The sequence below is a fragment of the Enterobacter sp. PL1 genome (genome assembly GCF_945957325.1).
In the GTDB taxonomy this organism is placed as follows: Bacteria; Pseudomonadota; Gammaproteobacteria; order Enterobacterales; family Enterobacteriaceae; genus Enterobacter; species Enterobacter roggenkampii.
In genome coordinates, this window is sequence record NZ_CAMFKT010000033.1 from 1 (window position 1) to 23546 (window position 23546).

Consider the following 23546-nt stretch of genomic DNA (forward strand, 5'->3'; position numbering starts at 1 on the left):
GACATTCAAAGAGCTACGTCATTTTAACAGCTAAAGGTAGTCACATTTTCAAGCATTGGGAAACCACTTACCCAAACATACGCACTTGTTGTGACTTTAGTCTCCCCCATAGCCCCCTTAGAGTAAAACAAGCAGACATGTCGCTGGTGTCAGTCCCGCTTAAGAAATCGGTGGATATGAATATCATGGAGTTAGGGTGCACATATGCTCTAGAATAATTGATAGAACTTATTGAATTCAATAATATTTTAGAAATTGTAAGATAATTTTAATCATGCTAACGTGAATGCAAAATCACTGGAGAAAGTCTTATGAAACTCGCAGTATATAGCACAAAGCAGTACGACAAAAAGTATCTGCAACATGTTAACGAGGCTTACGGGTTTGAGCTTGAATTTTTCGACTTTCTGCTGTCCGAAAAAACCGCCAAAACGGCGCACGGCTGTGAAGGCGTCTGCATTTTCGTAAACGATGACGGCAGTCGCCCGGTGCTGGAAGAGTTGAAAAAACAGGGGGTGAAGTACATCGCCCTGCGCTGTGCGGGCTTCAACAATGTGGACCTCGACGCGGCAAAAGAGCTGGGTCTGAAGGTGGTGCGCGTTCCGGCGTACTCCCCGGAAGCGGTGGCTGAACATGCGATTGGCATGATGATGTCCCTCAACCGTCGTATTCACCGCGCTTATCAGCGCACCCGTGACGCCAACTTCTCGCTGGAAGGGCTGACCGGCTTTACCATGTACGGCAAAACCGCTGGCGTAATCGGCACCGGTAAAATTGGCGTGGCTGCCCTGCGCATTCTGAAAGGCTTTGGCATGCGTCTGCTGGCATTCGATCCGTACCCAAGCGCCGCAGCGCTGGATCTGGGCGTGGAGTACGTCGACCTGCCGACCCTGTTCTCGCAGTCCGACGTGATTTCCCTGCACTGTCCGCTGACTCCGGAAAACTATCACCTGCTTAACCAGGCGGCGTTTGACCAGATGAAGGATGGCGTGATGATCATCAACACCAGCCGCGGCGGGCTGGTTGATTCTCAGGCTGCTATCGAAGCCCTGAAGACCCAGAAGATTGGCGCGCTGGGGATGGACGTGTATGAGAACGAACGCGATCTGTTCTTTGAAGACAAGTCTAATGACGTCATCCAGGACGACGTGTTCCGTCGCCTCTCTGCCTGCCATAACGTGCTGTTTACCGGTCACCAGGCGTTTCTGACGGCCGAAGCGCTGATCAGCATTTCTGAAACCACGCTGGGGAACCTGCAGCAGCTGGAAAAGGGCGAAGCGTGCCCTAACGAACTGGCGTAAGCGTGACGCCGGGTGGCGTCTATGCCCCATCCGGCGTACTGTCAGTTTCCCAGGTCCGGTGCGCAAAGCACCACCATAGCAGAACGGCCACCAGCGCAATCGCGCTCAGAACGCTGAATGCCGTCGCAAACGAGTAATGACCGGCGATCGTCCCGGTTAATGCCGGACTCATGGATGCCCCTACTCCCTGCATCAACATCACCACGCTCTGCCCGGCATTGACGTGCCCGCTTCCGCGCAGCAGCACCACAATAAACGACGGTACGACGACCCCCAGGATCCCGGCGGCCAGGCCGTCGAGAATTTGTACCGGGATCATCATTAACGGCGCATCCGTGGATGCCGCCAGCGCCGCACGCACCGGCATAACCAGCAGCGCCAACATAATCAAGCGCCAGTAGCCATAGTGTTCGATCCGGCGCGAGGCCCAGATGGCGACGGGGATCATCACGGCCTGAGAAATGATGACGGTACCGGCCGCGTACAAACCGGGGTTGATCGAGGCGGGCGCGGCGGCCACCCTCATGCTCAGCATCGGCAGCAGCGCGGCGTTCGCCAGGTGAAAGAGCAGCAGCGTCAGTCCGGTCACCAACAGCGCCCGGTTTTTTATCAGCACGGCAAATCCGGGAACCGGCAGGCTCGCGGAAGAGGACAGCCCACGCGCCGCGTCGTTGTCGATATCCCCGTTGCGAATGGCAAGCAGCGCGCAGAGCGTTAACAGCGTGGTACAGGTCATCAGCAGGAAAATTCCGCCGACGCCCCAGTACCAGGCAATGCCCCCTGCAATCAGTGCGGTAACAAAGTTGCCGCCGTGATTGAACGCCTCATTTTTGCCCATCTGCGCGCTGAATCCGCTCTGGCCGGTCAGCCCCAGGGTAATTCCGGCGATCAGCGGACCGACAAACGCCGCGCAGATACCGGAGACAATTTGCGAAACGGCGACAACAGCGCTCTGCTGGCTAAACCAGAGCAAGAGCGTGCTAAGAGTGATGAGCAGGCACACCAGCGCCAGCACGGTCCGCTTGCTGCGCGAGGTGTCGGTGATGAATCCCGCCGGCAGCGTGGCCAGTAGTCCCGCCAGCCCACCGGCCGTCATCAGAATGCCGATATCATCGGGAGCCCAGTGGCGTTCGGTCAGAAAAATACCGAGAAAAGGACCGAGGCCATCGCGGACATCCGCAATGAAAAAACTTGTCAGGCACAATGCCCGCAGCGAACGAAGAGACATACTTCCTGCCTTTGTCTGTTATCGCCTGTAAAAAAGAAAATGTAGTATACCGGGTATTTTTGAAAATCAGATGACGTCTTAAAAAACATGCTTTCCGAACTTAAACAATTCATAACGGAGTCTGTTTTTTCGCTTTACTCATTATCGCCCCTGACTATACTGGCAATAAATTTTCACAGGAGTCCTTCGTTGGAAAGTTATTTTATCGTCGATACGAAGGTAAGCTAGCGCGATTTTCTCGCTGCTTACCTGAAACGGTGGGCAGCAATCCTCTTTAAGCGATTGTATCCCGACACAGTAAGAACCACTCAATTTGTGGGGAATCGCATGTTCATGTTTACTCATTCACTCTTTCCGCCACCGTTGTCCTGACACGCTTAGCATTTAAACGGCGTTAAGATGTGCTTAGCAAAGCACTGACGCTTATTATTTAATAACGTTAACAGGCGACAGGCTGATGTTCCCTTATATCTCTCATCTGCTCGCAGCGATGCTGCTGGGCGCAATTATTGGCGCGGAAAGACAGTGGCGCCAGCGTATGGCCGGGCTTCGTACCAATGCACTGGTTGCCACGGGTGCGGCAGTGTTCATTCTAAGTTCGGTATCGACTTCTCCTGATAGCCCGGGGCGTATCGCAGCGCAGATCGTCTCCGGAATCGGCTTTCTTGGCGCTGGCGTCATTATGCGTGAAGGAATGAATATTCGTGGTTTGAATACCGCCGCAACGCTGTGGTGCTCGGCCGGAATTGGCGTACTGTGCGGATTAGGCCAGTTCTGGAATGCCGCCATGGCCAGCCTAATTATTCTCTGCGCTAACATATTGCTTCGCGAAGCCGCGCAGCGAATTAATCAACTGCCCGTCCTCCATGAAGGCGAAAAATGCTATGTCCTTAAAATCACCTGTAATGATGAGCATGAAGATGCGGTGCGGCAAAGCGTCGTAAACATGGCGAAAGAGTTGACGTTAAGTCTGAAAGCAATTTATTCCGCTACTGCGCAAACAGAAGGTAAAACTGAAATTCGCGCGGAGGTGATGACCCGGGAGGAATACCGAAAATTACTCGATCTGATTATGGGGAATATGGGCGGGAATAAAATTATCGCGTCCGTCAGCTGTCACGCAATATAAATACTAAACCGGGCGTTACGCCCGGTTTAGGCTTTGGCGTTTAGCCGGAAACGAACGGTGACGCGAGATATTCAAAAAGCTGTGCTGATTTTAGCCAGGCGTTTCATCATTTCTGTCGTCAGGCCGAGCTGCTCGCTGCCCATAAGATGGGACAATTCTTGTTTAGCGGATTGCCAGACCGGGATGAGCTCCTCGAGCAGACGCCCCCCCTCAGCTGTCAGCGTGAGTCGTTTCCCTGCACGTCCACGGCCTCCAGCCGAATCGATAATGCCGCGCGATTCCAGACTGCGGATATTTCGACTCAGCGTGGTCGCATCCACCCCGGCTCTGGCGGCGAGTTCCGCAACGGTTTCATTTGGGGAACCCCCGATGCCAACCAAAAGGCTGAACTGCTCAGCGGTCAGCTCAAACGGTCTGAAGCAGGCATTGTAATAGCGCGTAATAGCCCTGGCGGTAGCGCGCGCCTGAAACGCCGGGCAGACTTCCGGGATGGTCTTCAACAGTGCAACATCAATGTTGTTCATCATTTCATCTCGACAATCAATGCTAAAGTTAATACTGTATATACATTATTTGTCATGCTTATGGAACGCCTATGCCAGCCTTTGTTCATATCAACTTACACGTTATTGATCCAGCCAGACAGGCCAGCCTTGCCCCCCGCTTCACGTCTGCATTAGAAGAGGCAGGAGGTAAAATCGTTCATTTTGGTGCTGTCGCACAGGTCCTGGAAGGGGAAGTGGAGCCGTTACCCTATGCGGGCATTTGTGAATTCCCTACCCTGGAGCAGGCCCTTGCCTTCTATCATTCGGAAAAATATGCACCGATTAAGGCTGAACGCCAGCTCGCTCAGGAGGCGAGAATGTTCATTGTCACGACGGAATGACGGTTAGGTTCGACTGTACGCCTATCACATAACCGAAATTTGTACCCGTTATGACAGCTTGCTCTCTGTTTTCCTGAAATTAACGGTCTACCCTGAGTTGTGTGAAAAACACTCAGGAGGGACAAATGTATAACTCAATTTTGGTTCCAATTGACATTTCGGAGGATAGCCTGACGCACATGGTTATCCCTTTCGTTCAGGCACATACAGCACTTAATACAGCTAAAGTTCACTTTCTTACCGTCATTCCATCGCTTCCGTACTATTCATCATTAGGCCTGGCCTATTCGGTAGAAATGCCGAAGCTAAAAGAGTTCCAGCACGCGGCCTTAGCGAAGCTGGATGAAATCGTTAAGCAATTCAAAATTCCTCCCGACAAGATACAGACTCACGCCGTGACGGGATCTCCAAAAGATCAAATCCTTAAGCTCGCTGACACGATCGATGCCGACCTGATTATCATCGCTTCCCACAAACCTGACATATCGACGTATCTGTTGGGTTCGAACGCTGCGGCAGTGGTTCGGCATGCGAAATGCCCTGTCCTGGTCGTGAGATAGAAAGCGGCGTTTACACTCGTGGATACGAACGGACAGCGGATAACAAAAACCGGGCGCGAAGCCCGGTTTTTCATTTACGCAGCCCTGAGTGAAAGCGCGATTTAGAGATTTACTCTGTTGGCGTTTAAATTTAAGTCCGTAATGGCGGCCGGTTTTCCAAGCAGGTAGCCCTGAACTTCATCACATTTATTTTTTTTCAGAAAAGACAGCTGTTCGGCGGTCTCCACCCCTTCTGCGGTTACCGCCATGGAATAGGCTTTCCCCAGGTCGATAATTTTTTCCACGACTGACTGGTTCTGCGGCGAGTCCCCCAGGGTAAAAATAAAGCTCTTGTCGAGCTTAAGCCCGTCAAACTGAAACTTCCGCAGATAGCTCAGTGAGGCATAGCCGGTACCGAAATCGTCAATCAGAATTCGGACGCCCATTTTTTTGAGAGATTTCATGGTCTGCAAGGTTTTTTCCGGGTCGGAAAGCGTAACGTTTTCAGTCACTTCAATTTCCAGCCGGTTGGGTTCAAGCCCCGTTTCGTGAAGGATCTCTTTTATTCTTTCGGCAAGATCGCTTGCCTGGAATTCGATAGCAGAAATATTGACGGAGACCGATAATCCCGGCAATTTGTCTTTCGTCTCCGTACAGGCTTTGCGTATGACCCAGTTGCTCAGGCTAATAATCAGCCCGGTTTCTTCTGCCAGCGGAATAAACTGATCGGGCATTATGGTCCCCCGAGCCGGGTGCTGCCAGCGCACCAGCGCTTCGACGGCATCAATAGTAGAATACCGGAGGTTATAACGCGGCTGGTAAACCAGGTAGAGCTGTTCTTCGCGAATCGCGGTCTTGAGTTCTAATTCCAGTTTCCTGCGTTCGGTCAACTTTTCCGACATATCCGGGCGATAATAGACCCATCGGTTTCTACCGGATTGTTTCGCCTGATACAGCGCAATATCCGCATAGCGTAGAAGATCGTTTGCGCTGCTGCTATCCCGGGGAGCCAGCGCAATGCCCATGCTTACGCCTATCGCCACATCATTGCCCTCAATGGCGAAAGGACGGTTAAGTTCTTGCACGATACGACGACACACCTCCTCAATCTGTTCTTGCTGGCTAGTGTTGCCGAGGAGAAGCATAAATTCATCCCCTCCCTGCCGTGCGACAAAATCACCCCGACGAACGCAATTTTTAAGACGTGAAGCGACCTCGCCAAGCAGGGCATCGCCGGTGGAGTGCCCGAAAATATCATTGACGGGTTTAAACTTGTCTAAATCAAGGCAAATCATGGCAAAGGGATAATGGTTAAGGTCTTCTTTAGCCAACTGGCCTGCCAGAAATTCCTTAATATGATAGCGGTTCGGCAGACCGGTTAATTCATCATGACGTGACAAGAACTCCACCCGTTTAGTTGCTTCAACTTCCAGAGAAACGTCGGTTGCCGCGCCTCGCAAGACCACCGTTCCATCAGGCTGAGCAGAAAGCTTTGCCAGAAGCGTGCAATAGGCCGTAGATTGTTGCGCATGAATATAAGGACAGCTCTTAAATTCAAAGCGTTCAGTTAATTCCCTGAACCTCACACAGTCTTGTAATAATCCGGTTGTAGAAGGAAAGAGCTCATCCAGCCTGCGGCCTATCCATTTGCTATTTTCATATCCCGTTACTGTAGAAAAACGACCTGAAAGCCAGGTTATCTTTAACGATAAATCTGTTTCCCAGAACCAGTCGCTGGTTGTTTCACTGACGTCCCGGAATCGTTTTTCACTGGTGATAAGATTCAACCGCGCCTGCTCGAGGAGAAAGGTATTTTCGTCAAGCATTCTCGCCTTCTGCATAATATGGCGCATGAGAATAACCGTCATCGATACCGTCAGAATAACTGAAAGAATGAGTAATGGTACAAAATAAATAATCAATGCCTGGCCGGGATTTTCACCGTCCCAGATAATTTGCACATCACCATTCTGGGTGCTTAAGGTAAATTCTGTTTGATTGTTTATTTGAGAAGTGACTGCATTAGGCGAAGTACGAACATTTTTAATACCGGCATCCTGCCCAATCGCGAGGAGTTTTTTAGCCGTTAACTTGTCTACAAACACCATTACCGACGGTTTCCCCGGCAAGGGTTGCACGCTCGCGTCATCGCCCGTTGTTATCCATTCAGCAGAAACAATGGCTGGAACGGAATCGATAAGCGTGAGTATAGAAACCGGCAATCCATTGTTAACGCTCACCTCACGGAGTAATCGCTCCTTGGTTGATTTATCTAACCAGCGCCCGAGATCCTGAAGCTTCAGTTTCCCGTCAAGCACGCTGTATCGCGTGGTTCCTTCCGGGGAGAGAATAAACACCCCTTCGTAGCCAAAGTTGTCATACAGGGACTTACCCAGGTTCTGCTTATCCCATGCCCAGTGAACGTCAGTGTTCAAATGAAGATGTTTGTAGGCATCTCCCCATTCAGCATTATCTTTCAAGTGACTTCGCATGCTTTCCTGGCGGGAATCCAGGGCTTTCCTTAACAAAAATTCATCGTGCTTATCGCTGATTTTATTAACATTATTTTTTATTAATAGCAGGGAAATTATTGCCGCAATGAAAATACTTATCAACAATGTCACTATATAGGTAAAGGTTTTATTTATCAGCCCCTTAGAAGGCTCGGCATCCGTAAAACCGGGATTGTTCAGAGGTAGGGTCATCATTCGCCTTCTTATACTGCTAATACGTCAATTTTTATGCCACCTTTATTTATCGGCAAAGAATAATAAAAATTTATAGTTAAAACCCTTAAGCTTAAAGAACATTTGATTTTTACAATCCAGATCAAATTATTAGCTCTCTTACAGCCTGAATTCGGTTAAATACATCTCCCGGAGGGAGTGACCTTTAACCTCGCCGGTTTTATTTATAAAGAACATAATCTTAGTTTTTATGCTGTAACGGTTACAGGCGTATAAAAAACCGGGCGTAAAGCCCGGTTCTTTTTTCATACGGCATTGACTCTATTCGCTCAATCCGCGGTTATCCAGCATCGGCTCAATCTTCGGATCGTGCCCGCGCCAGTTCCGGTAAAGTTCAGCTAAATCAGTACTATTCCCGCGCGACAAAATGGCCTCGCGGAATTTTTGCCCGTTTTCACGCGTCAACCCGCCCTGCTCGACAAACCACTGATAGCCATCGTCCGCCAGCATCTGCGTCCACAGGTAGGCGTAATACCCCGCCGCGTAGCCGCCGCCGAAGATATGGGCAAAATAGCTGCTGCGGTAGCGCGGCGGCACGGCAGGCAGATCCAGCCCCTCTTTCTTCAACGCAGCCGCTTCAAAATCCTCCACGTCCGAAACGGCCTCGCTGATGCCGTGCCAGTTCATGTCCAGCAGCGCGGCACCCAGCAGTTCGGTCATGTCATAACCCTTGTTGAAATGGGTCGCGTTGAGCATGCTTTCCCGCAGCGCGTCCGGCATCGGTTCGCCGGTTTCGTAATGGCGCGCATAGTGGGTAAACACCTGAGGATGGCTGGCCCAGTGCTCGTTGATTTGCGACGGGAACTCAACAAAATCACGCGGCGTATTGGTGCCGGAAAGGGTGGCGAAACGCTGGCTGGCAAAGAGACCGTGCAGCGTATGGCCAAACTCGTGGAACAGGGTTATTACGTCATCCCAGGAGAGAAGCGCGATACCGCTATTCGCCGGTTTCTGGTAGTTACAGACGTTGTAGATCACCGGACGGGCAGCAAACTCGAAGGATTGCTCGACGAAATTCCCCATCCATGCCCCGCCCTGTTTGGAATCACGGGCAAAGAAGTCACCGTAAAACAGCGCCATGCCCTCGCCGGTGTGGTCGAAAATTTCCCATACGCGGACGTCCGGGTGATACACCGGGATATCGAAGCGTTCGACGAAGCGAATGCCAAACAGCTGGCTGGCAGCCCAGAATACGCCATCCTGCAGCACGGAATTGAGCGCAAAGTAGGGCCTGATCTGCGACTCATCGAGGGCATATTTTGCCTGGCGCACGCGCTCCGCATAAAAGGCCCAGTCCCAGGCCTCCACGGTGAAACCGCCCTGCTCGTCGTCGATGACTTTCTGAATATCGGCCTGTTCGCGTTCCGCGCGGGCGCGGGCGGCAGGCACAATGCCGCGCATAAATTCCAGCGCGGCGGCCGGGGTTTTCGCCATCTGGTCAGCGATGCTCCAGCTAGCGTAATCCTCAAAGCCCAGCAGACGGGCCTGCCGCGCGCGTAGCGCCGTCAGACGAAGAATCAGCGCGCGGGTGTCGTTTTCGTCCCCTTTCTGGGTACGCGTCCAGCCTGCGTTGAAGAGGTTTTCGCGGGTCTGACGATTGCGCAGCGCGGAAAGCGCGGGCTGCTGGGTGGTGTTCAAAAGCGGGATCAGCCAGCGATCGTTTAGCCCTCGCTCCGCGGCAGCCTGTGCCGCGTCAGCGATCTCCGTTGCGCTTAGCCCGTCAAGCTGGTGCGCATAATCCACCACCAGCCCACCGGTCTTATCGGCAGCCAGCAGACGCTGGTTAAACTGGCTGGTCAGGGAGGCCGCTTCGGTATTCAGCGCCTTCAGCTCGGCCTTTTCTGTCTCATTCAGACGCGCACCGGCCAGAATAAACCGCTGATACAGCTCCTCGACCAGACGACGGCATTCGGCGTCCAGCGCGGCACGGTCCTGCCAGACGCTCTCCACGCGGGCAAACAGCGCGTCATTCAGCCAGATATCGTTTGCCAGCGCGGCAAGCTCGGTGGAGAACTGTTCTTCCAGCTCCTGTAAAAACGGATTGGTGTGCGCGGAAGTCATGGCGAAGAACACGCTGCTGACACGCGAGAGCATGGCGCCGCTCTTCTCCAGCGCCAGCACGGTGTTCGTGAAGTCAGGCGCAGCGGCCTGAGCGACAATCGCGTCAATGTCCGCACGCTTCTGGCGAAGGGCTTCATCGAAGGCCGGACGATAGTGGCTGTCGTTGATCTGATCAAAATGGGGGGCCTGGTAAGGCAGTAGGCTGATGTCAAAAAAGGGATTCGTGGCCGTCATCTTTCACTCCTGAGTACGGGTATCCTCCCAGAGTAGGCCAGGCCGCCATCCCCTGCAACGCTGTCATACAAATGTTGCCTTAACGCACCCTCTGCGGCCGTGCTATGTTAGTTAAACACAAAAAGCGTTGAGGAACAGTGAGATGATTATTTTAGTTACCGGGGCAACGGCAGGTTTTGGTGAAAGCATCACGCGTCGCTTCGTCGCCAACGGGCACAAGGTTATTGCAACGGGCCGCCGTCAGGAACGTCTGCAGGAGCTGAAGGACGAATTAGGCGACAGCATCCTGACCGCGCAGCTGGACGTACGTAACCGCGCGGCGATTGAAGAGATGATTGCCAACCTGCCCGCCGAGTGGCGCGCCATCGACGTGCTGGTCAACAATGCCGGTCTGGCGCTGGGCATGGAGCCTGCCCACAAAGCCAGCGTGGAAGACTGGGAAAACATGATCGACACCAACAACAAAGGGCTGGTCTATATGACCCGCGCGGTGCTGCCGGGCATGGTTGAGCGCAATCGCGGCCACATTATCAATATCGGCTCCACCGCCGGAAGCTGGCCTTATGCAGGCGGCAACGTCTACGGGGCGACGAAAGCGTTTGTGCGCCAGTTCAGCCTTAACCTGCGTACCGATCTGCACGGCACCGCCATTCGCGTCACCGACATCGAGCCGGGCCTGGTGGGTGGCACCGAGTTTTCCAACGTGCGTTTCAAAGGCGATGACGCGAAAGCAGACAAAACCTACGAAAACGCTAACGCCCTGACGCCGGAAGACGTCACCGAAACGGTCTGGTGGGTCGCGACGCTGCCAAAACACGTCAACATCAATACCGTAGAAATGATGCCGGTCAGCCAGAGTTTTGCCGGACTTAGCGTCCATCGTGGCTAACGCTGCCCTTCCCGGCCTGCGGGCCGGGTCTGTTTCGGGTTATAAAAGAATGGTAGTATGTTCAGGCTAACTCTCTGAGAAATGACAACTCATGGCCGCTGAATCGCAACTCAATCCCACCCAGCCCGTAAACCAGCAAATCTATCGCATTTTGCGACGTGATATTGTCCATTGCCTGATCCCACCGGGAACGCCGCTTTCTGAAAAAGAGGTGTCCGTGCGTTTTGACGTTTCCCGTCAGCCGGTGCGTGAAGCGTTTATTAAGCTTGCGGAAAACGGTCTGATTCAGATCCGCCCGCAGCGCGGCAGCTACGTGAACAAAATTTCACTCTCTCAGGTGCGCAACGGCTGTTTTGTTCGCCAGGCCATTGAATGCGCGGTGGCGCGCCGTGCCGCAACGCTCATCAACGACAAGCAGTGTTACCTGCTGGAGCAAAACCTGCATCAGCAGCGGATTGCGATTGACCGTAAGCAGCTGAATGATTTCTTCCAGCTTGATGATGAATTCCACCAGAAACTGGCGCAGATTGCGGATTGCCAGCTGGCCTGGGACACCATCGAAAACATCAAGGCCACCATCGACCGCGTGCGTTATATGAGTCTCGATCACGTCTCTCCGCCGGAAATGCTGCTCCGACAGCATCATGATATTTTCAGCGCACTGGAAAAACGCGACCCGGACGGCGTGGAAAAGGCGATGACGCTGCATCTGCAGGAAATCAGCGAATCCGTGCAGCTGATTCGTCAGGAAAATAGCGAGTGGTTTAGCGAAGAGTAATATTACGCCGCCCCCTTTCGGACGCGGCGATGGGTTTAGCGAACGACTAACACCGGAATTGTGGCGTAGCGCAGGATAGATTCCGCATTTGATCCCAGCAGATGGGTGGTGATGCCCGGATTTTTCGACCCGATGACGATCGCGTCATATTCCCCCTCTTTGCTCAGCCTGATAATTTCATCGCGGACGTTGCCAAAGCGAACCAGGCTGTCAATTTTCTCCGGCGAGATGTCGAACAGCCTTTTTAAGGCGTTCATTTTCTTCCCGGATTCCTCAGTCATATATTCTTCGAACTTTTTAATATCGGCGTTAAAACCGCGCAGCAGGGATCGGCTGCTGGTCGGCAGAATATTGACCAGGGTAATCGACGCGCCCTCGGCCTTCGCGAGGTTAGCCGCGTGGCGAACCGCTTTGTCACTCAAATCCATTTCAAATACATCAACAGGCATCAAAATCTTCTTATACATAAGCCTGGCTCCTTATTCCGATGAAAGGGTTATTTCCTGTATCCAGAATGGCATCGGGAATATAAACCAACCCTCAACGCTTCCCTGCTGAAACTATCAGGTAATGAAAATAACGGTCTGCTTTGTCAATTGCTGTCGTGAACCGTCAGCACCCGACGCAATAAAGAAAAAAGTGTGAGTTTGATCAAAAACAAAAACATCTGATGCAGACAGGCGTATTTATATGCCCCGTGAACGGCAACCCTGAAATAACGCCGTAACGAACAGGTTAGAGAGGAGAAAATACCATGATGACATACGACCGTAACCGCAATGCAATCACCACCGGCAGCCGCGTCATGATTAGCGGCACAGGCAAAACTGGCGTGATTAAAGCGATCCACAGCGACGGGCTGGATGCCGCGCAGGTGCGCCGCAGCAAAACGGTTGAAGTGGAAGGATGCGAAGGTAAGTTCGAACCGATTGAGCTGATTCGCCTGGGTATGCACTAAACGGTGCGCAGACATGCCGCCGCGAACGGCGGCATGTACTGAATTACCGTTGAGACACGTACTGCGCCACGGTCGCTTTCGCGCCCTTTTGCAGCAGCGTCTGGTATGCCTTCATCACCGCATCAACAAAGACGGCTTCACGCGGTAGCTCCTTGCCGAAGATGGCCTCGATGCCGAGCAGCGCCCTGACCCGGCTTTCCCCTTCCGCACTGCCTTTAACCGCCGCCTGAATCACTGCCAGCTGCGGATCGCTCACGTCAATCGCGTTACCCTGCTCGTCCACGCCGCCGACATAGCGCATCCACCCTGCCACGCCCAGCGCCAGCAGCGGGAAAGGCTTCTGATGCACCAGGTGCCAGCGCACGGAATCCAGCATGCGCTGCGGAAGCTTCTGGCTGCCGTCCATTGCAATTTGCCAGGTCCGATGGCGCAGGGCCGGGTTGCTGTAGCGGGCAATCAGGAGATCGGCATAGCGTCCTAAATCGACGCCTTTGACCTTCAGCGTAGGCGCCTGCTCGTTAAGCATCAGCGCGTGCGCGGCGACGCGGTAGTTTTCATCTTCCATACAGTCGTTAATATGCTGATAGCCCGCCAGATAGCCCAGGTACGCCAGGAATGAGTGGCTGCCGTTAAGCATGCGCAGCTTCATCTCTTCAAACGGGATAACATCTGACACCAGCTCGGCTCCGGCTTTTTCCCACGCTGGACGGCCGGCCACAAAGTTATCTTCGATCACCCACTGACGGAACGGTTCACAGGCCACCGCCGCCGGATCGCGCACGCCGGTAAGCTGTTCAATTTTATCCAGCGTGTCGGGGGTGACCGCAGGCACGATGCGATCCACCATCGTTGACGGGAAAGTAACGTGGGATTCGATCCAGTCCGCCAGTTCACCGTCTACCGCACGGGCGTACGCGCAGGTGACATTGCGCATCACGTGACCGTTCTCCGGCATGTTGTCGCAGGACATCACGCTAAACGCCGGCAGGCCCGCCGCCTTACGCCGCGCGAGCGCTTCCACGACCACACCCGGCGCAGATTTCGGCTGGTGCGGGTTTTGCAGGTCTGCGACGATAAAAGGGTGATCGAGCATCAGTTGCCCGGTCGCCGGGGAATGGCAGTACCCTTTCTCGGTGATGGTCAGCGAGACAATCGCCACCTGCGGTTCGCACATCGCGGCCAGGACGGTCTCGAGCCCGTCAACCTGCGCATGCAGCGCCTTTTTTACCACGCCAACCACGCGGGAGGTCCACGCATCGGCAGACATTTCCGCCACGGTATAGAGATTATCCTGCGCGTTCAGATCGGCAATCTGCTGTTCGCCGCCAATCAGGTTAACCTCACAGTATCCCCAGTCGCTACCGTGTTCCGCGGCGAGGATGTCGGCGTACACTGCCTGATGCGCACGGTGAAACGCGCCAAACCCTAAATGAACGATGCGTGCTTTAAGGCTGTCGCGATCGTACTGAGGCAGCGTCGCGTTGGCCTGTAATAAGGTATTTTCCATGATTAAGACTCGTTAATTAGAAAGCTGTGGTTCGCTGCCGCCCATGCTGAAGCGGCAGCGCCTGCTGACTACACCATCTAGAATGGTAGCTGGAGTAAAAAAAGTGAACTGCCATCAACCATACTGATACTGCCGTTTGAGTTTTTGATTTAAATTAACTTTTGTTCATGTGGTGTGACACAAAATCAAAGCTGTGTGACAGGTAGCGCAAGCTATAAACCATCAGCGTCGCGAGGAGACGGCACCGTAACCGACCGTCTCTTTCGGCGCAGACTCGGCTGCGTCTTGCGCCGCGCTTAAATCACGGTCGCGCACTTCCGGCATCAGGATCGCCGAGATCAGTCCAATCACGGAATAGGCCACCAGCATGGCGACAATCGGCCACCAGGAGCCGGTCATATTGCAGAAAATCCCTGCCAGTACCGGACCAAAGCCCACCGCTACGAGACCGCCCGCCTCTTTGGAGATCCCCATACGGGTAAAGCGATTTCGCGAGCCAAACATCTCCGCCATGGTGATATTTTCCAGCGCAAACAGCCCCAGCACGGCGAAGTTATGGATAACGATGATGCAGAGCATGATCGTCCCGGGTGCATAGCTCTTATCGACGATGATCGACAGCATCGGATAGGCCAGAATAATGGCGGAGATATTGAGGATAATGTACGGCAGACGGCGCCCCACTTTATCGGAAAGCCAGCCCAGCAGCGGAATGGAGATAAACCCGAGAATGGAGCTGATCATCAGCGCATCGGTCGGGATGGCCTTATCGAACAGCAGCGTCTGGACCAGATAACCCGCGAGGAAGGTCTGGATCAAACCTGAGTTGCCTGCCTGGCCGAAACGCAGGCCGGTCGCCAGCCAGAAGGATTTGCTTTTCACCATGGAACCCAGTGAGGTGTCCGGCTGCGCAGCTTGCACATCGTTCACTTTCTCAAAGACCGGGCTCTCCTTGAGGTTCATACGCAGCCAGATGGCGAAGATCATCACCACGACGCTGGCGAGGAACGGCACGCGCCAGCCCCAGGCGAGCAGCTGTTCACGATCGAGGGCAAAGAACATGATGGCCCAGATCGCCGTTGCGCTCAGCGTCCCGCAGTTAGTCCCCATCGCCACCAGCGAGGAGATGATGCCACGTTTACCTTTCGGCGCGTACTCCGCCAGCATAGTTCCGGCCCCGGAGATCTCGGCCCCGGCACCAAGGCCCTGAATAATGCGCAGCGTCACCAGCAGCACGGGGGCAAAAATCCCGATCTGCGCGTAGGTCGGCAGGACGCCAATCAGCGTGGTACAGATCCCCATCATGGTGATGGTAATGAACAGCACCTTCTTACGACCAATGCTGTCGCCCATTCTGCCGAAGATAAAGGCGCCGACGATGCGCGCAATATAGCCTGCGCCGTAGGTGCCCATCGCGAGGATCAGCGCCATCGCGGCGGACTGTTCCGGGAAGAAGATCTCATGGAAGACCAGAGCGGCGCCCAGCGAGTAAAGCTGGAAGTCCATAAACTCCAGGGCGGTGCCCAGCCAGCCGGAAACGGCGGCTTTCACCAGATCGGATGTGGTTCTTTGAGGTTGTACTTGCGTCATAATGGCTATCTCTGAAAGGTAAGATGCGTACCACATAGCGCCTGTCTGCGCAGGCGCTTAACCGCGTAAATGATTATTGGCCGAACGTGAGCAAAACTTTGCAGCACTGCCGCTGGTCTTTCTCAAACAGTTCAATAGCGTCTTTAACGTGGTGATAGTCAAAGGTATGGGTGATCAGTTTTTCCGGGTCGATCAGCCCCCTCTTCAGCCAGTCGATAACGACCGGGAATTTGTTGGCGTTCAGGCGCGAGGAGAAGATCGCCAGCTCTTTGCCGGTGATGCCCTGCTGAACAATCTGGCTCGGCTCGCTGGAGAACCCCATCAGCACGATGCGCGCCGCCGGCGAGGCCAGGGTTATCGCTTCCTGCAAAATGGAGGGATGGCAGGCGGCATCAATGATTAACGTCGGTTTGATGCCTTTTTCCTCCAGCACGGCCTGCAGCGACTGCTCGCCGTTATTAAAGACCCAATCCGCGCCGCTGCGCCGGGCCATCGCCAGACGGTCGTCTATGCGATCAACCACGATAACCTGCTTCACCTGATAGACGCCTTTCAGGGCCTGAACCGTAACCAGCCCCATCGGCCCGGCGCCATATATCAGCGCGACGTCCTGTTCAGTCGGTTTCGCCTGCCCCGTTACGTTGGCGGCGATGGTGAAGGGCTCAACCATGACGGCGTGCTTATCAGGAATGTCATCCGGAATGGGCCAGGCGTTTTGTGCGGGCACGACCGCATATTCGCTAAAGCCGCCGTCACGGTGAACGCCCAGCACCACCAGCGAGGTGCAGACGTTCGGTTTTCCCACGGAGCACGGGTAGCAGTGCCCGCAGCTGATTACCGGATCGACCGAAACGCGCTGGCCCAGGCGCGCGCTGTCAACGCCCTCGCCCACGGCGTCAATCACGCCAAAAAACTCATGGCCGATGACGCGCGGATACTTCGCAAACGGGTTATGGCCGCGGTAGATGTGGCTATCCGACCCGCAGATCCCGGCAAGCTTGATACTGACGCGGACGTCACCTGCGCCAGGTACCGGGAGTTGACGCTCTTCAATTACCAGTTCGTTCGGCTGTTGAATCACTACGCTTTTCATCGTTTGCTCCTCGCTTACCAGTTCCACAGCGTGCCGTCTTCAAGACGGGCCACCGGCAGATAGGCCGGATCGTACGGGTATTTCGCCGCCAGCTTCTCATCAAATTCGATGCCCAGCCCCGGCTTGTCGCCCGGATGCATATAGCCGTTATCAAAGCGCCAGCTGTGCGGGAAGACCTCCAGCATCTGTTCGGAGTAGCCCATATATTCCTGCACGCCGAAGTTCGGCACCCACAGGTCGAAATGCAGCGCGGCGGCGTGGCAGACAGGCGACAGATCCGACGGACCGTGCGAGCCGGTGCGCACCTGATAGAGCGACGCGAAGTCCGCGATGCGGCGCATCCCGGTGATGCCGCCCGCGTGGGTAATGGTGGTGCGGATATAGTCGATCAGCTGCTCTTCGATGAGCTGCTTGCAGTCCCAGATGCTGTTAAACACTTCGCCTACCGCAATGGGGGTGACGGTGTGCTGGCGGATCAGGCGGAAGCAGGCCTGGTTTTCCGCAGGGGTGGGATCCTCCATCCAGAACATGCGGAATGCTTCGATGCTCTTGCCGAAGCGCGCCGCTTCAATTGGCGTCAGGCGGTGGTGCATGTCGTGCAGGAGGTGCTCATTGAAGCCGAATTTACTGCGCACCGCGTCGAACAGCTTCGGCGTGAAATCGAGGTATTTTTCGGTAGACCAAAGCTGCTCTTCCGGCCAGTCGCCTTTGGTCGCAGGCTCGTAGGCCAGCCCCTTTCCTTTGGCCATGCCGTAGGTGGTTTTCATGCCCGGCACGCCGCACTGCACGCGGATCGCCTTAAAGCCCATCTCTTTATGACGGGCGTAATCTTCCAGCACGTCGTCAATGGTGTGGCCGGTAGTATGGCAGTAGACCATCACCCCTTCCCGGGAGGCGCCGCCCAGCAGCTGGTAGAGCGGCATGTTGGCCGCTTTGGCTTTGATATCCCACAGCGCCATATCCACGGCGGAGATGGCCGACATGGTAACCGGACCGCGACGCCAGTAAGCACCTTTGTAGAAGAACTGCCAGATGTCTTCGATGCGGTGCGCATCGCGGCCAATGAGCTGGGGACAAAGGTGATCCTTCAGGTAAGAGGCCACGGAGAGCTCGCGTCCGTTTAGCGTGGCGTCACCGAGGCCGACAATCCCCTCATCGGTGGTGATTTTAAGGGTGACAAAGTTCCGCCCCGGGCAGGTAACAAACACGTCAGCCGCGACAATCTTCATAATTCCTTTCCTTACATCGTTCGTTGTGATGTCGGAAATTTACCCATCAACCCTACTACCATACAAGTATAACGATCGAAAAATCAGCGAACGATCACAAATCGCGGGGGGCTCACGCCCGCCCCCATCCCGCCACAATAATCAGCATACCGCACAGGGCAATCAGCGCGCCGGCCCAGTCATAGACGCTGAGCTTGACGCCGTCCACCACGCGTAGCCACAGCAGCGCCGTGCAGACATAGACGCCGCCGTAAGCCGCATAAACGCGCCCGCTGGCCGCCGGATGCTGCGTTAACAGCCAGACAAACAGGGCCAGCGCAACGCTTGCCGGAATGAGCAGCAATACGGATCCACCCTTTTTGAGCCAGAGCCAGGGCAGGAAGCAACCGATGATTTCACACAGCGCAGTCGCAAAAAAAAGCAGCGTCGTTTTAAGCATATTTCACGTCAGGTGAGGATTTATTTAACCATCATACCTGATGATGCCCTTTACTTTTCCATACTTGCTCCGCGGGTATGCCGTCATTTCGCTTTAGTGTAGAATCTGTACGGGGTAACTTGATTATCTGCACCCATTTAAAAGGAAACGCTATGACCACATTAAGCAAACGCCTTTGTCTGACAGCCCTGCTGGCGCTGTCATCGTTCGCCTTTGCCGCCTCTGCGACAGCGGAAACCAGCAAGCTCATTATTGAGTCTGGTGACAGCGCGCAAAGCCGCCAGAACGCCGCGATGGACAAAGAACAATGGAATGACACCCGTAGCCTTCGCCAGAAGGTCAACAAACGTGCCGAAAAAGAGTGGGACAAAGAAGATGTCGCTTTTGACGCGCGCGATAAGTGTCAGCAAAGTGCAAACGTCAATGCCTACTGGGAGCCTAACACCCTGCGCTGCCTGGATCGCCGCACTGGCCGCACGGTAGCCCCATAATGTCGGCGCCCTGCGACGTTAAACTCCGTCCGCTGGAGCGTGAAGACCTGCGCTTTGTCCACCAGCTCGACAACAATGCCAGCGTGATGCGCTACTGGTTCGAAGAGCCTTATGAGGCCTTTGTCGAGCTGTCCGATCTCTACGATAAGCACATTCACGATCAGAGTGAACGTCGTTTTGTGGTGGAGTGTGCAGGTGAAAAAGCCGGGCTGGTGGAGCTGGTTGAGATCAACCACGTTCACCGTCGGGCGGAGTTCCAGATCATCATCTCCCCTGAGCATCAGGGAAAAGGCCTTGCGTCACGCGCGGCCAGGCTGGCAATGGATTACGGATTCAACGTTCTGAATCTCTACAAGCTTTACCTGATTGTGGACAAAGAGAACGAAAAAGCGATCCATATCTATCGCAAGCTGGGCTTTATGGTAGAAGGCGAGCTGATTCACGAGTTCTTTATCAACGGTGAATACCGCAACACCATCCGCATGTGCATTTTCCAGCATCAGCACCTGGCCGGACATAAACCGTCAGGCGCCAGCCTGCTGAAACCTACCGCGCAGTAAGATTGATGACAAACCGTGTCATAAACCATTGAGCTGTCTTTCTTGCCGGGTGGCGCTGTGCTTACCCGGCCTACAGGGTGCTTCATTGTAGGCCCGTGCAAGCGTAGCGCCGCCGGGCGAAACGCACAAAATGCACTTTACGCTCAGTAATATTCAATCGTGTTCTTGATGGTGTACTTGTGCTCAACGGCGGGTTTGACGCTGTCGTCCGTGATGGTCAGATCGCAGCTCACCGGGTTATTGTGGCGATCGTAGTCGCAGCTCTGCGTCACGTTGCCCAGCGGCTTGTCATTCAACATGCTGACTGCCGAGTAATCCATTCTTTTGCGCAGGTCTTTCGACGGCGTCGACTGGACGGACAGATGCTGATCCCCTGAGACGGTGGTTTTGCCCAGCGGGTAACCATCCGCGTCGTAGCGATACTTCACTTCCATCTCTTTGCCGTGCGCCGCCACCACAAATCCGTTGTCGTCGGTATCCCACGTTACCCCGGCTGACGGCAGTTCGGCCAGCTGGCATTTGCCCTGCAGCTTCACTTTGCGCTGCTGGGTTTCCGCATCAAGATAGTAATTGGCATCCAGCACCAGCGCCACGCTGGTGTTGGCCTCCAGGTCGTGTAGCTCCAGCGTATCGAAACACCCTTCCGTCGAGACGGTGCCGGTGACCCGTTTAGACACTTCGCCCTTCTCGTTGAACAGCGTCTGGGTAAAGTCTTTGACCGGGCCGCGCAGCGGATCAAAATCAAATTCGTTTGAAAAACTCGCCATCTCGGGCGTAAAAGACAGCGGCGCGGAGCTGTTGTCGCACCCCACCAGTGTTGCTGCCAGGAGCGTTATCGCTGCATATTTCTTCACATTCATTTCCGTACAGGGAGATTATTCCCAATCATATTAGCAAATACAGATGTTTACACGAAGCCTGCTAAAATTAATCTCTACACAGAGAAAAGGAGCTACAGATGAAACGGTTACCCTGGATTACCGCCCTGCTGTTAATGAGTGCCTCAACGGCCGCGCTGGCGGCACCGGATTCCTGCGAGCGCGTGAAAAGCGACATTCAGCAGAAGATCGTCAACAACGGCGTGCCTGAGTCAGGTTTTACGCTGAACATTGTGCCGAACGACCAGGCCGATCAGCCGGGCACGCAGGTCGTAGGCCACTGCGCTAACGACACCTTTAAAATTCTGTACACCCGCACAGGCAGCGGTGCGGCAGCTGAACCTCAGTAATTGAGCGTCAATTCCCTTTGATTTGATAAGGATTAAGATCTAATACCCCCAAATAAGTAACACTCACCCCATCATTAGCCCGGATATCATTTCGGGAGAAATAATACGCAATAATAATGATGGGGTGAGCCATGTCCGATGCTGAACATTACGACGGCGGAATTAGCCGTCGAACTCTCGTGAAATCTACGGCGATAGGTTCTCTGGCGCTTGCCGCTGGTGGGATCTCGCTTCCCTTTGGCCTTAAAAGCGCTGCCGCTGCGGTGAAGCACGCCGTCCAGCCTCCTGAAGATACCGTGGTGTGGGGCGCCTGCTCGGTCAACTGCGGCAGCCGCTGTGCGCTGCGTCTGCACGTCCGCGACAACGAAGTGTACTGGGTCGAAACGGATAACACCGGCAAGGATGTGTATGGCGATCACCAGGTGCGCGCCTGCCTGCGAGGACGTTCTATTCGTCGCCGCATCAATCACCCTGACCGTCTGAACTACCCGATGAAGCGCGTGGGCAAACGCGGCGAAGGCAAGTTCGAGCGCATCACGTGGGATGAAGCGCTCGACACGATCGCCGCCAGCCTGAAAGACGTGGTGGCCAACTACGGCAACGAAGCGGTGTATATCAACTACTCTTCCGGGATTGTCGGCGGCAATATCACCCGCTCCTCCCCTTACGCTTCGCTGGTGGCGCGCCTGATGAACTGCTACGGCGGCTTCCTGAGCCACTACGGCACCTACAGCACGGCGCAAATTGCCTGCGCGATGCCCTACACCTACGGCAGCAACGACGGCAACAGTACCTCGGACATCGAAAACACCAAACTGGTGGTGATGTTCGGCAATAACCCGGCGGAAACGCGCATGAGCGGCGGCGGGATTACGTACTATCTGGAACAGGCTCGCGAGCGGTCCAACGCGCGCATGATTGTTATCGACCCGCGCTACACCGACACGGCGGCCGGACGCGAAGATGAATGGATCCCGATCCGTCCGGGAACCGATGCCGCGCTGGTGGCGGGTATTGCCTGGGTATTAATCGACGAAAACCTGGTCGACCAGCCGTTCCTCGACAAATACTGTGTTGGCTACGACGAAAAAACGCTGCCGGAAGGCGCGCCCGCTAACGGTCACTACAAAGCGTATATTCTCGGCCAGGGCGATGACCACACGGCGAAAACGCCGGAGTGGGCCTCCCGCATCACCGGTATTCCCGCCGATCGCATCGTTAAGCTTGCCCGGGAAATCGGCTCCGCTAAACCGGCTTATATCTGCCAGGGCTGGGGACCTCAGCGTCAGGCGAACGGCGAGCTGACCTCCCGCGCTATCGCGATGCTACCGATCCTCACCGGAAACGTCGGGATCAACGGCGGAAACAGCGGCGCGCGTGAGTCCACCTACACCATCACCATCGAACGTATGCCGCTGCCGGATAACCCGGTCAAAACGCAAATTTCCTGCTTCAGCTGGACGGACGCCATCGCCCGTGGGCCGGAGATGACCGCCCTGCGCGACGGCGTGCGCGGCAAGGATAAGCTGGACGTGCCGATTAAGTTCATCTGGAACTACGCGGGCAACACCCTCATCAACCAGCACTCCGATATCAATAAAACCCACGATATCCTGCAGGATGAAAGCAAGTGCGAAATGATTGTGGTCATTGATAACTTCATGACATCGTCAGCGAAGTATGCCGATATCGTGTTGCCGGACCTGATGACCGTCGAGCAGGAAGACATCATTCCAAACGATTATGCGGGCAACATGGGCTACCTGATATTCCTTCAGCCCGTGACCGCGCCGAAGTTTGAACGCAAGCCCATCTACTGGATCATGAGCTAAGTGGCGAAACGCCTCGGGCCGGATATCCACCAGAAATTCACCGAAGGACGGACGCAGGAACAGTGGCTGCAGTATCTGTATGCCAAAATGCTCGAAAAAGATCCCAAACTGCCGTCCTATGACGAGCTGAAAAAAAGAGGCATTTACAAGCGCAAAGATCCGAACGGCCATTTTGTGGCCTATAAAAAATTCCGTGAAAACCCGGAAGCCAATCCGCTGAAAACCCCATCGGGTAAGATTGAAATATACTCCAGCAAGCTGGCGGAGATTGCGGCCACCTGGGAGCTGGAAAAAGATGAGACCATCAGCCCGCTGCCCGTCTACGCGTCAACCTTCGACGGCTGGGATGCGCCCGAGCGCGCGCGGTTCCCGCTGCAGCTGTTTGGCTTCCACTTTAAGGCCCGTACCCACTCGAGCTACGGTAACGTGGACGTGCTGAAAGCCGCCTGCCGCCAGGAGGTCTGGCTTAATCCTGTCGATGCCGAAAAACGCGGCATTAAGAACGGCGATACGGTGCGGGTCTTTAACGACCGCGGCGAGGTACGAATTGAAGCGAAAGTGACGCCGCGCATCATGCCAGGCGTCAGCGCCATGGGCCAGGGGGCCTGGCACGACGCCAATATGAGTGGCGATCGTGTCGACCACGGCTCATGCATCAACACCCTGACCACGCACCGCCCGTCACCGCTGGCCAAAGGCAACCCGCAGCACACCAATCTGGTACAGATCGAGAAGGTGTAGCGGGTGAATGGCGTGACCGTGGTTTATTCTATGGTTTGTATTATCGGTTAACTCAGTCGCGCGGACACCCTCCGCGCGAGCAAGGA

21 protein-coding genes and 1 pseudogene are annotated in these 23546 nt (G+C 54.7%); 11 read left to right on the forward strand and 11 right to left on the reverse strand.

Annotated features, from left to right (window positions below; translation table 11 throughout):
- Positions 1-311 precede the first annotated feature (311 nt).
- Complete coding sequence (locus N6P30_RS21475) at positions 312-1301, forward strand: 2-hydroxyacid dehydrogenase (protein ID WP_008502392.1); 990 nt, start codon at positions 312-314, stop codon at positions 1299-1301.
- Positions 1302-1320: 19 nt separating this feature from the next.
- Here N6P30_RS21475 and N6P30_RS21480 read toward each other — a convergent pair whose 3' ends face one another.
- Positions 1321-2529 (reverse strand): MFS transporter, encoded by a 1209-nt coding sequence (locus N6P30_RS21480; RefSeq protein WP_023292540.1) that lies wholly within the window; start codon positions 2527-2529, stop codon positions 1321-1323.
- A gap of 457 nt (positions 2530-2986) precedes the next feature.
- On the opposite strand from N6P30_RS21480, the gene N6P30_RS21485 reads away from it, so the two are divergent.
- Positions 2987-3658, forward strand: coding sequence for an MgtC family protein (locus N6P30_RS21485; RefSeq protein ID WP_023292541.1), 672 nt, complete (start codon positions 2987-2989; stop codon positions 3656-3658).
- Positions 3659-3729: 71 nt separating this feature from the next.
- Here the strand turns inward: N6P30_RS21485 and N6P30_RS21490 are convergent, their stop codons facing one another.
- The gene (locus N6P30_RS21490; protein ID WP_023292542.1) at positions 3730-4185 is read right to left on the reverse strand and encodes a MarR family winged helix-turn-helix transcriptional regulator; all 456 of its coding nucleotides are present in this window, start codon (positions 4183-4185) and stop codon (positions 3730-3732) included.
- Between the two features lie 68 nt (positions 4186-4253).
- Between N6P30_RS21490 and N6P30_RS21495 the strand changes: the two genes are divergently transcribed.
- Positions 4254-4544, forward strand: a complete 291-nt coding sequence (locus N6P30_RS21495; RefSeq protein WP_023292543.1) for a DUF1330 domain-containing protein — start codon at positions 4254-4256, stop codon at positions 4542-4544.
- A 125-nt stretch (positions 4545-4669) separates the two neighbouring features.
- On the forward strand, positions 4670-5104 hold the full coding sequence (gene uspF, locus N6P30_RS21500; protein ID WP_023292544.1) for a universal stress protein UspF: 435 nt from the start codon (positions 4670-4672) through the stop codon (positions 5102-5104).
- Between the two features lie 101 nt (positions 5105-5205).
- Here uspF and N6P30_RS21505 read toward each other — a convergent pair whose 3' ends face one another.
- Complete coding sequence (locus tag N6P30_RS21505) at positions 5206-7788, reverse strand: EAL domain-containing protein (protein WP_058673610.1); 2583 nt, start codon at positions 7786-7788, stop codon at positions 5206-5208.
- 303 nt (positions 7789-8091) lie between these two features.
- Entirely contained in the window at positions 8092-10125 is a 2034-nt protein-coding gene (gene dcp, locus N6P30_RS21510) for a peptidyl-dipeptidase Dcp (RefSeq protein WP_023292547.1), read from the reverse strand.
- Between the two features lie 142 nt (positions 10126-10267).
- Here dcp and ydfG point away from each other — a divergent pair, with 142 nt between their 5' ends.
- Entirely contained in the window at positions 10268-11014 is a 747-nt protein-coding gene (gene ydfG / locus N6P30_RS21515) for a bifunctional NADP-dependent 3-hydroxy acid dehydrogenase/3-hydroxypropionate dehydrogenase YdfG (protein ID WP_023292548.1), read from the forward strand.
- A gap of 91 nt (positions 11015-11105) precedes the next feature.
- Positions 11106-11792, forward strand: coding sequence for a GntR family transcriptional regulator (locus tag N6P30_RS21520; protein ID WP_008502405.1), 687 nt, complete (start codon positions 11106-11108; stop codon positions 11790-11792).
- A 35-nt stretch (positions 11793-11827) separates the two neighbouring features.
- Here the strand turns inward: N6P30_RS21520 and N6P30_RS21525 are convergent, their stop codons facing one another.
- Positions 11828-12259, reverse strand: coding sequence for a universal stress protein (locus N6P30_RS21525; protein WP_023292549.1), 432 nt, complete (start codon positions 12257-12259; stop codon positions 11828-11830).
- Between the two features lie 287 nt (positions 12260-12546).
- Here N6P30_RS21525 and ydfZ point away from each other — a divergent pair, with 287 nt between their 5' ends.
- Positions 12547-12750 (forward strand): putative selenium delivery protein YdfZ, encoded by a 204-nt coding sequence (gene ydfZ, locus N6P30_RS21530; protein WP_014883679.1) that lies wholly within the window; start codon positions 12547-12549, stop codon positions 12748-12750.
- A gap of 43 nt (positions 12751-12793) precedes the next feature.
- Here ydfZ and N6P30_RS21535 read toward each other — a convergent pair whose 3' ends face one another.
- The 5 genes from N6P30_RS21535 to N6P30_RS21555 form a co-directional block, all read right to left on the reverse strand.
- A complete protein-coding gene (locus N6P30_RS21535) occupies positions 12794-14257 on the reverse strand; it encodes a mannitol dehydrogenase family protein (RefSeq protein WP_023292550.1) in 1464 nt (487 codons plus the stop codon).
- A 222-nt stretch (positions 14258-14479) separates the two neighbouring features.
- Positions 14480-15847 (reverse strand): MFS transporter, encoded by a 1368-nt coding sequence (locus tag N6P30_RS21540; RefSeq protein WP_154827297.1) that lies wholly within the window; start codon positions 15845-15847, stop codon positions 14480-14482.
- A 73-nt stretch (positions 15848-15920) separates the two neighbouring features.
- A complete protein-coding gene (locus N6P30_RS21545; protein WP_023292551.1) occupies positions 15921-16940 on the reverse strand; it encodes a Zn-dependent oxidoreductase in 1020 nt (339 codons plus the stop codon).
- A 14-nt stretch (positions 16941-16954) separates the two neighbouring features.
- The gene (gene manD, locus N6P30_RS21550; RefSeq protein WP_023292552.1) at positions 16955-18169 is read right to left on the reverse strand and encodes a D-mannonate dehydratase ManD; all 1215 of its coding nucleotides are present in this window, start codon (positions 18167-18169) and stop codon (positions 16955-16957) included.
- Between the two features lie 112 nt (positions 18170-18281).
- Positions 18282-18608: a YnfA family protein gene (locus N6P30_RS21555; protein ID WP_023292553.1), complete on the reverse strand. Its 327-nt coding sequence runs from the start codon at positions 18606-18608 to the stop codon at positions 18282-18284.
- A 152-nt stretch (positions 18609-18760) separates the two neighbouring features.
- Here N6P30_RS21555 and N6P30_RS21560 point away from each other — a divergent pair, with 152 nt between their 5' ends.
- A complete protein-coding gene (locus N6P30_RS21560; protein ID WP_008502414.1) occupies positions 18761-19099 on the forward strand; it encodes a DUF1283 family protein in 339 nt (112 codons plus the stop codon).
- The gene (gene speG, locus N6P30_RS21565; RefSeq protein WP_023292554.1) at positions 19099-19659 is read left to right on the forward strand and encodes a spermidine N1-acetyltransferase; all 561 of its coding nucleotides are present in this window, start codon (positions 19099-19101) and stop codon (positions 19657-19659) included. Before N6P30_RS21560 ends, speG begins: the two co-directional genes overlap by 1 nt.
- 143 nt (positions 19660-19802) lie before the next feature.
- On the opposite strand, the gene N6P30_RS21570 is transcribed toward speG, so the two are convergent.
- Entirely contained in the window at positions 19803-20519 is a 717-nt protein-coding gene (locus tag N6P30_RS21570) for a YnfC family lipoprotein (RefSeq protein WP_008502416.1), read from the reverse strand.
- A 98-nt stretch (positions 20520-20617) separates the two neighbouring features.
- On the opposite strand from N6P30_RS21570, the gene N6P30_RS21575 reads away from it, so the two are divergent.
- Positions 20618-20887, forward strand: coding sequence for a DUF1161 domain-containing protein (locus N6P30_RS21575; protein ID WP_021241220.1), 270 nt, complete (start codon positions 20618-20620; stop codon positions 20885-20887).
- A 131-nt stretch (positions 20888-21018) separates the two neighbouring features.
- Positions 21019-23460: pseudogene (gene ynfE, locus N6P30_RS21580) on the forward strand (selenate/tellurate reductase subunit YnfE).
- Positions 23461-23546 lie beyond the last annotated feature (86 nt).

What these genes read in the sequence shown, in the direction of transcription:
- dcp (WP_023292547.1), bottom strand. Translation starts at nt 10,125, where the DNA reads ATGACGGCCACGAATCCCTTTTTTGACATCAGCCTACTGCCTTACCAG.
- N6P30_RS21560 (WP_008502414.1), top strand. Translation starts at nt 18,761, where the DNA reads ATGACCACATTAAGCAAACGCCTTTGTCTGACAGCCCTGCTGGCGCTG.
- N6P30_RS21495 (WP_023292543.1), top strand. Translation starts at nt 4,254, where the DNA reads ATGCCAGCCTTTGTTCATATCAACTTACACGTTATTGATCCAGCCAGA.
- N6P30_RS21535 (WP_023292550.1), bottom strand. Translation starts at nt 14,257, where the DNA reads ATGGAAAATACCTTATTACAGGCCAACGCGACGCTGCCTCAGTACGAT.
- N6P30_RS21575 (WP_021241220.1), top strand. Translation starts at nt 20,618, where the DNA reads ATGAAACGGTTACCCTGGATTACCGCCCTGCTGTTAATGAGTGCCTCA.
- N6P30_RS21555 (WP_023292553.1), bottom strand. Translation starts at nt 18,608, where the DNA reads ATGCTTAAAACGACGCTGCTTTTTTTTGCGACTGCGCTGTGTGAAATC.
- N6P30_RS21475 (WP_008502392.1), top strand. Translation starts at nt 312, where the DNA reads ATGAAACTCGCAGTATATAGCACAAAGCAGTACGACAAAAAGTATCTG.
- speG (WP_023292554.1), top strand. Translation starts at nt 19,099, where the DNA reads ATGTCGGCGCCCTGCGACGTTAAACTCCGTCCGCTGGAGCGTGAAGAC.
- N6P30_RS21480 (WP_023292540.1), bottom strand. Translation starts at nt 2,529, where the DNA reads ATGTCTCTTCGTTCGCTGCGGGCATTGTGCCTGACAAGTTTTTTCATT.
- N6P30_RS21570 (WP_008502416.1), bottom strand. Translation starts at nt 20,519, where the DNA reads ATGAATGTGAAGAAATATGCAGCGATAACGCTCCTGGCAGCAACACTG.
- N6P30_RS21505 (WP_058673610.1), bottom strand. Translation starts at nt 7,788, where the DNA reads ATGACCCTACCTCTGAACAATCCCGGTTTTACGGATGCCGAGCCTTCT.
- ydfZ (WP_014883679.1), top strand. Translation starts at nt 12,547, where the DNA reads ATGATGACATACGACCGTAACCGCAATGCAATCACCACCGGCAGCCGC.
- manD (WP_023292552.1), bottom strand. Translation starts at nt 18,169, where the DNA reads ATGAAGATTGTCGCGGCTGACGTGTTTGTTACCTGCCCGGGGCGGAAC.
- uspF (WP_023292544.1), top strand. Translation starts at nt 4,670, where the DNA reads ATGTATAACTCAATTTTGGTTCCAATTGACATTTCGGAGGATAGCCTG.
- N6P30_RS21485 (WP_023292541.1), top strand. Translation starts at nt 2,987, where the DNA reads ATGTTCCCTTATATCTCTCATCTGCTCGCAGCGATGCTGCTGGGCGCA.
- ydfG (WP_023292548.1), top strand. Translation starts at nt 10,268, where the DNA reads ATGATTATTTTAGTTACCGGGGCAACGGCAGGTTTTGGTGAAAGCATC.
- N6P30_RS21540 (WP_154827297.1), bottom strand. Translation starts at nt 15,847, where the DNA reads ATGACGCAAGTACAACCTCAAAGAACCACATCCGATCTGGTGAAAGCC.
- N6P30_RS21545 (WP_023292551.1), bottom strand. Translation starts at nt 16,940, where the DNA reads ATGAAAAGCGTAGTGATTCAACAGCCGAACGAACTGGTAATTGAAGAG.
- N6P30_RS21525 (WP_023292549.1), bottom strand. Translation starts at nt 12,259, where the DNA reads ATGTATAAGAAGATTTTGATGCCTGTTGATGTATTTGAAATGGATTTG.
- N6P30_RS21520 (WP_008502405.1), top strand. Translation starts at nt 11,106, where the DNA reads ATGGCCGCTGAATCGCAACTCAATCCCACCCAGCCCGTAAACCAGCAA.
- N6P30_RS21490 (WP_023292542.1), bottom strand. Translation starts at nt 4,185, where the DNA reads ATGATGAACAACATTGATGTTGCACTGTTGAAGACCATCCCGGAAGTC.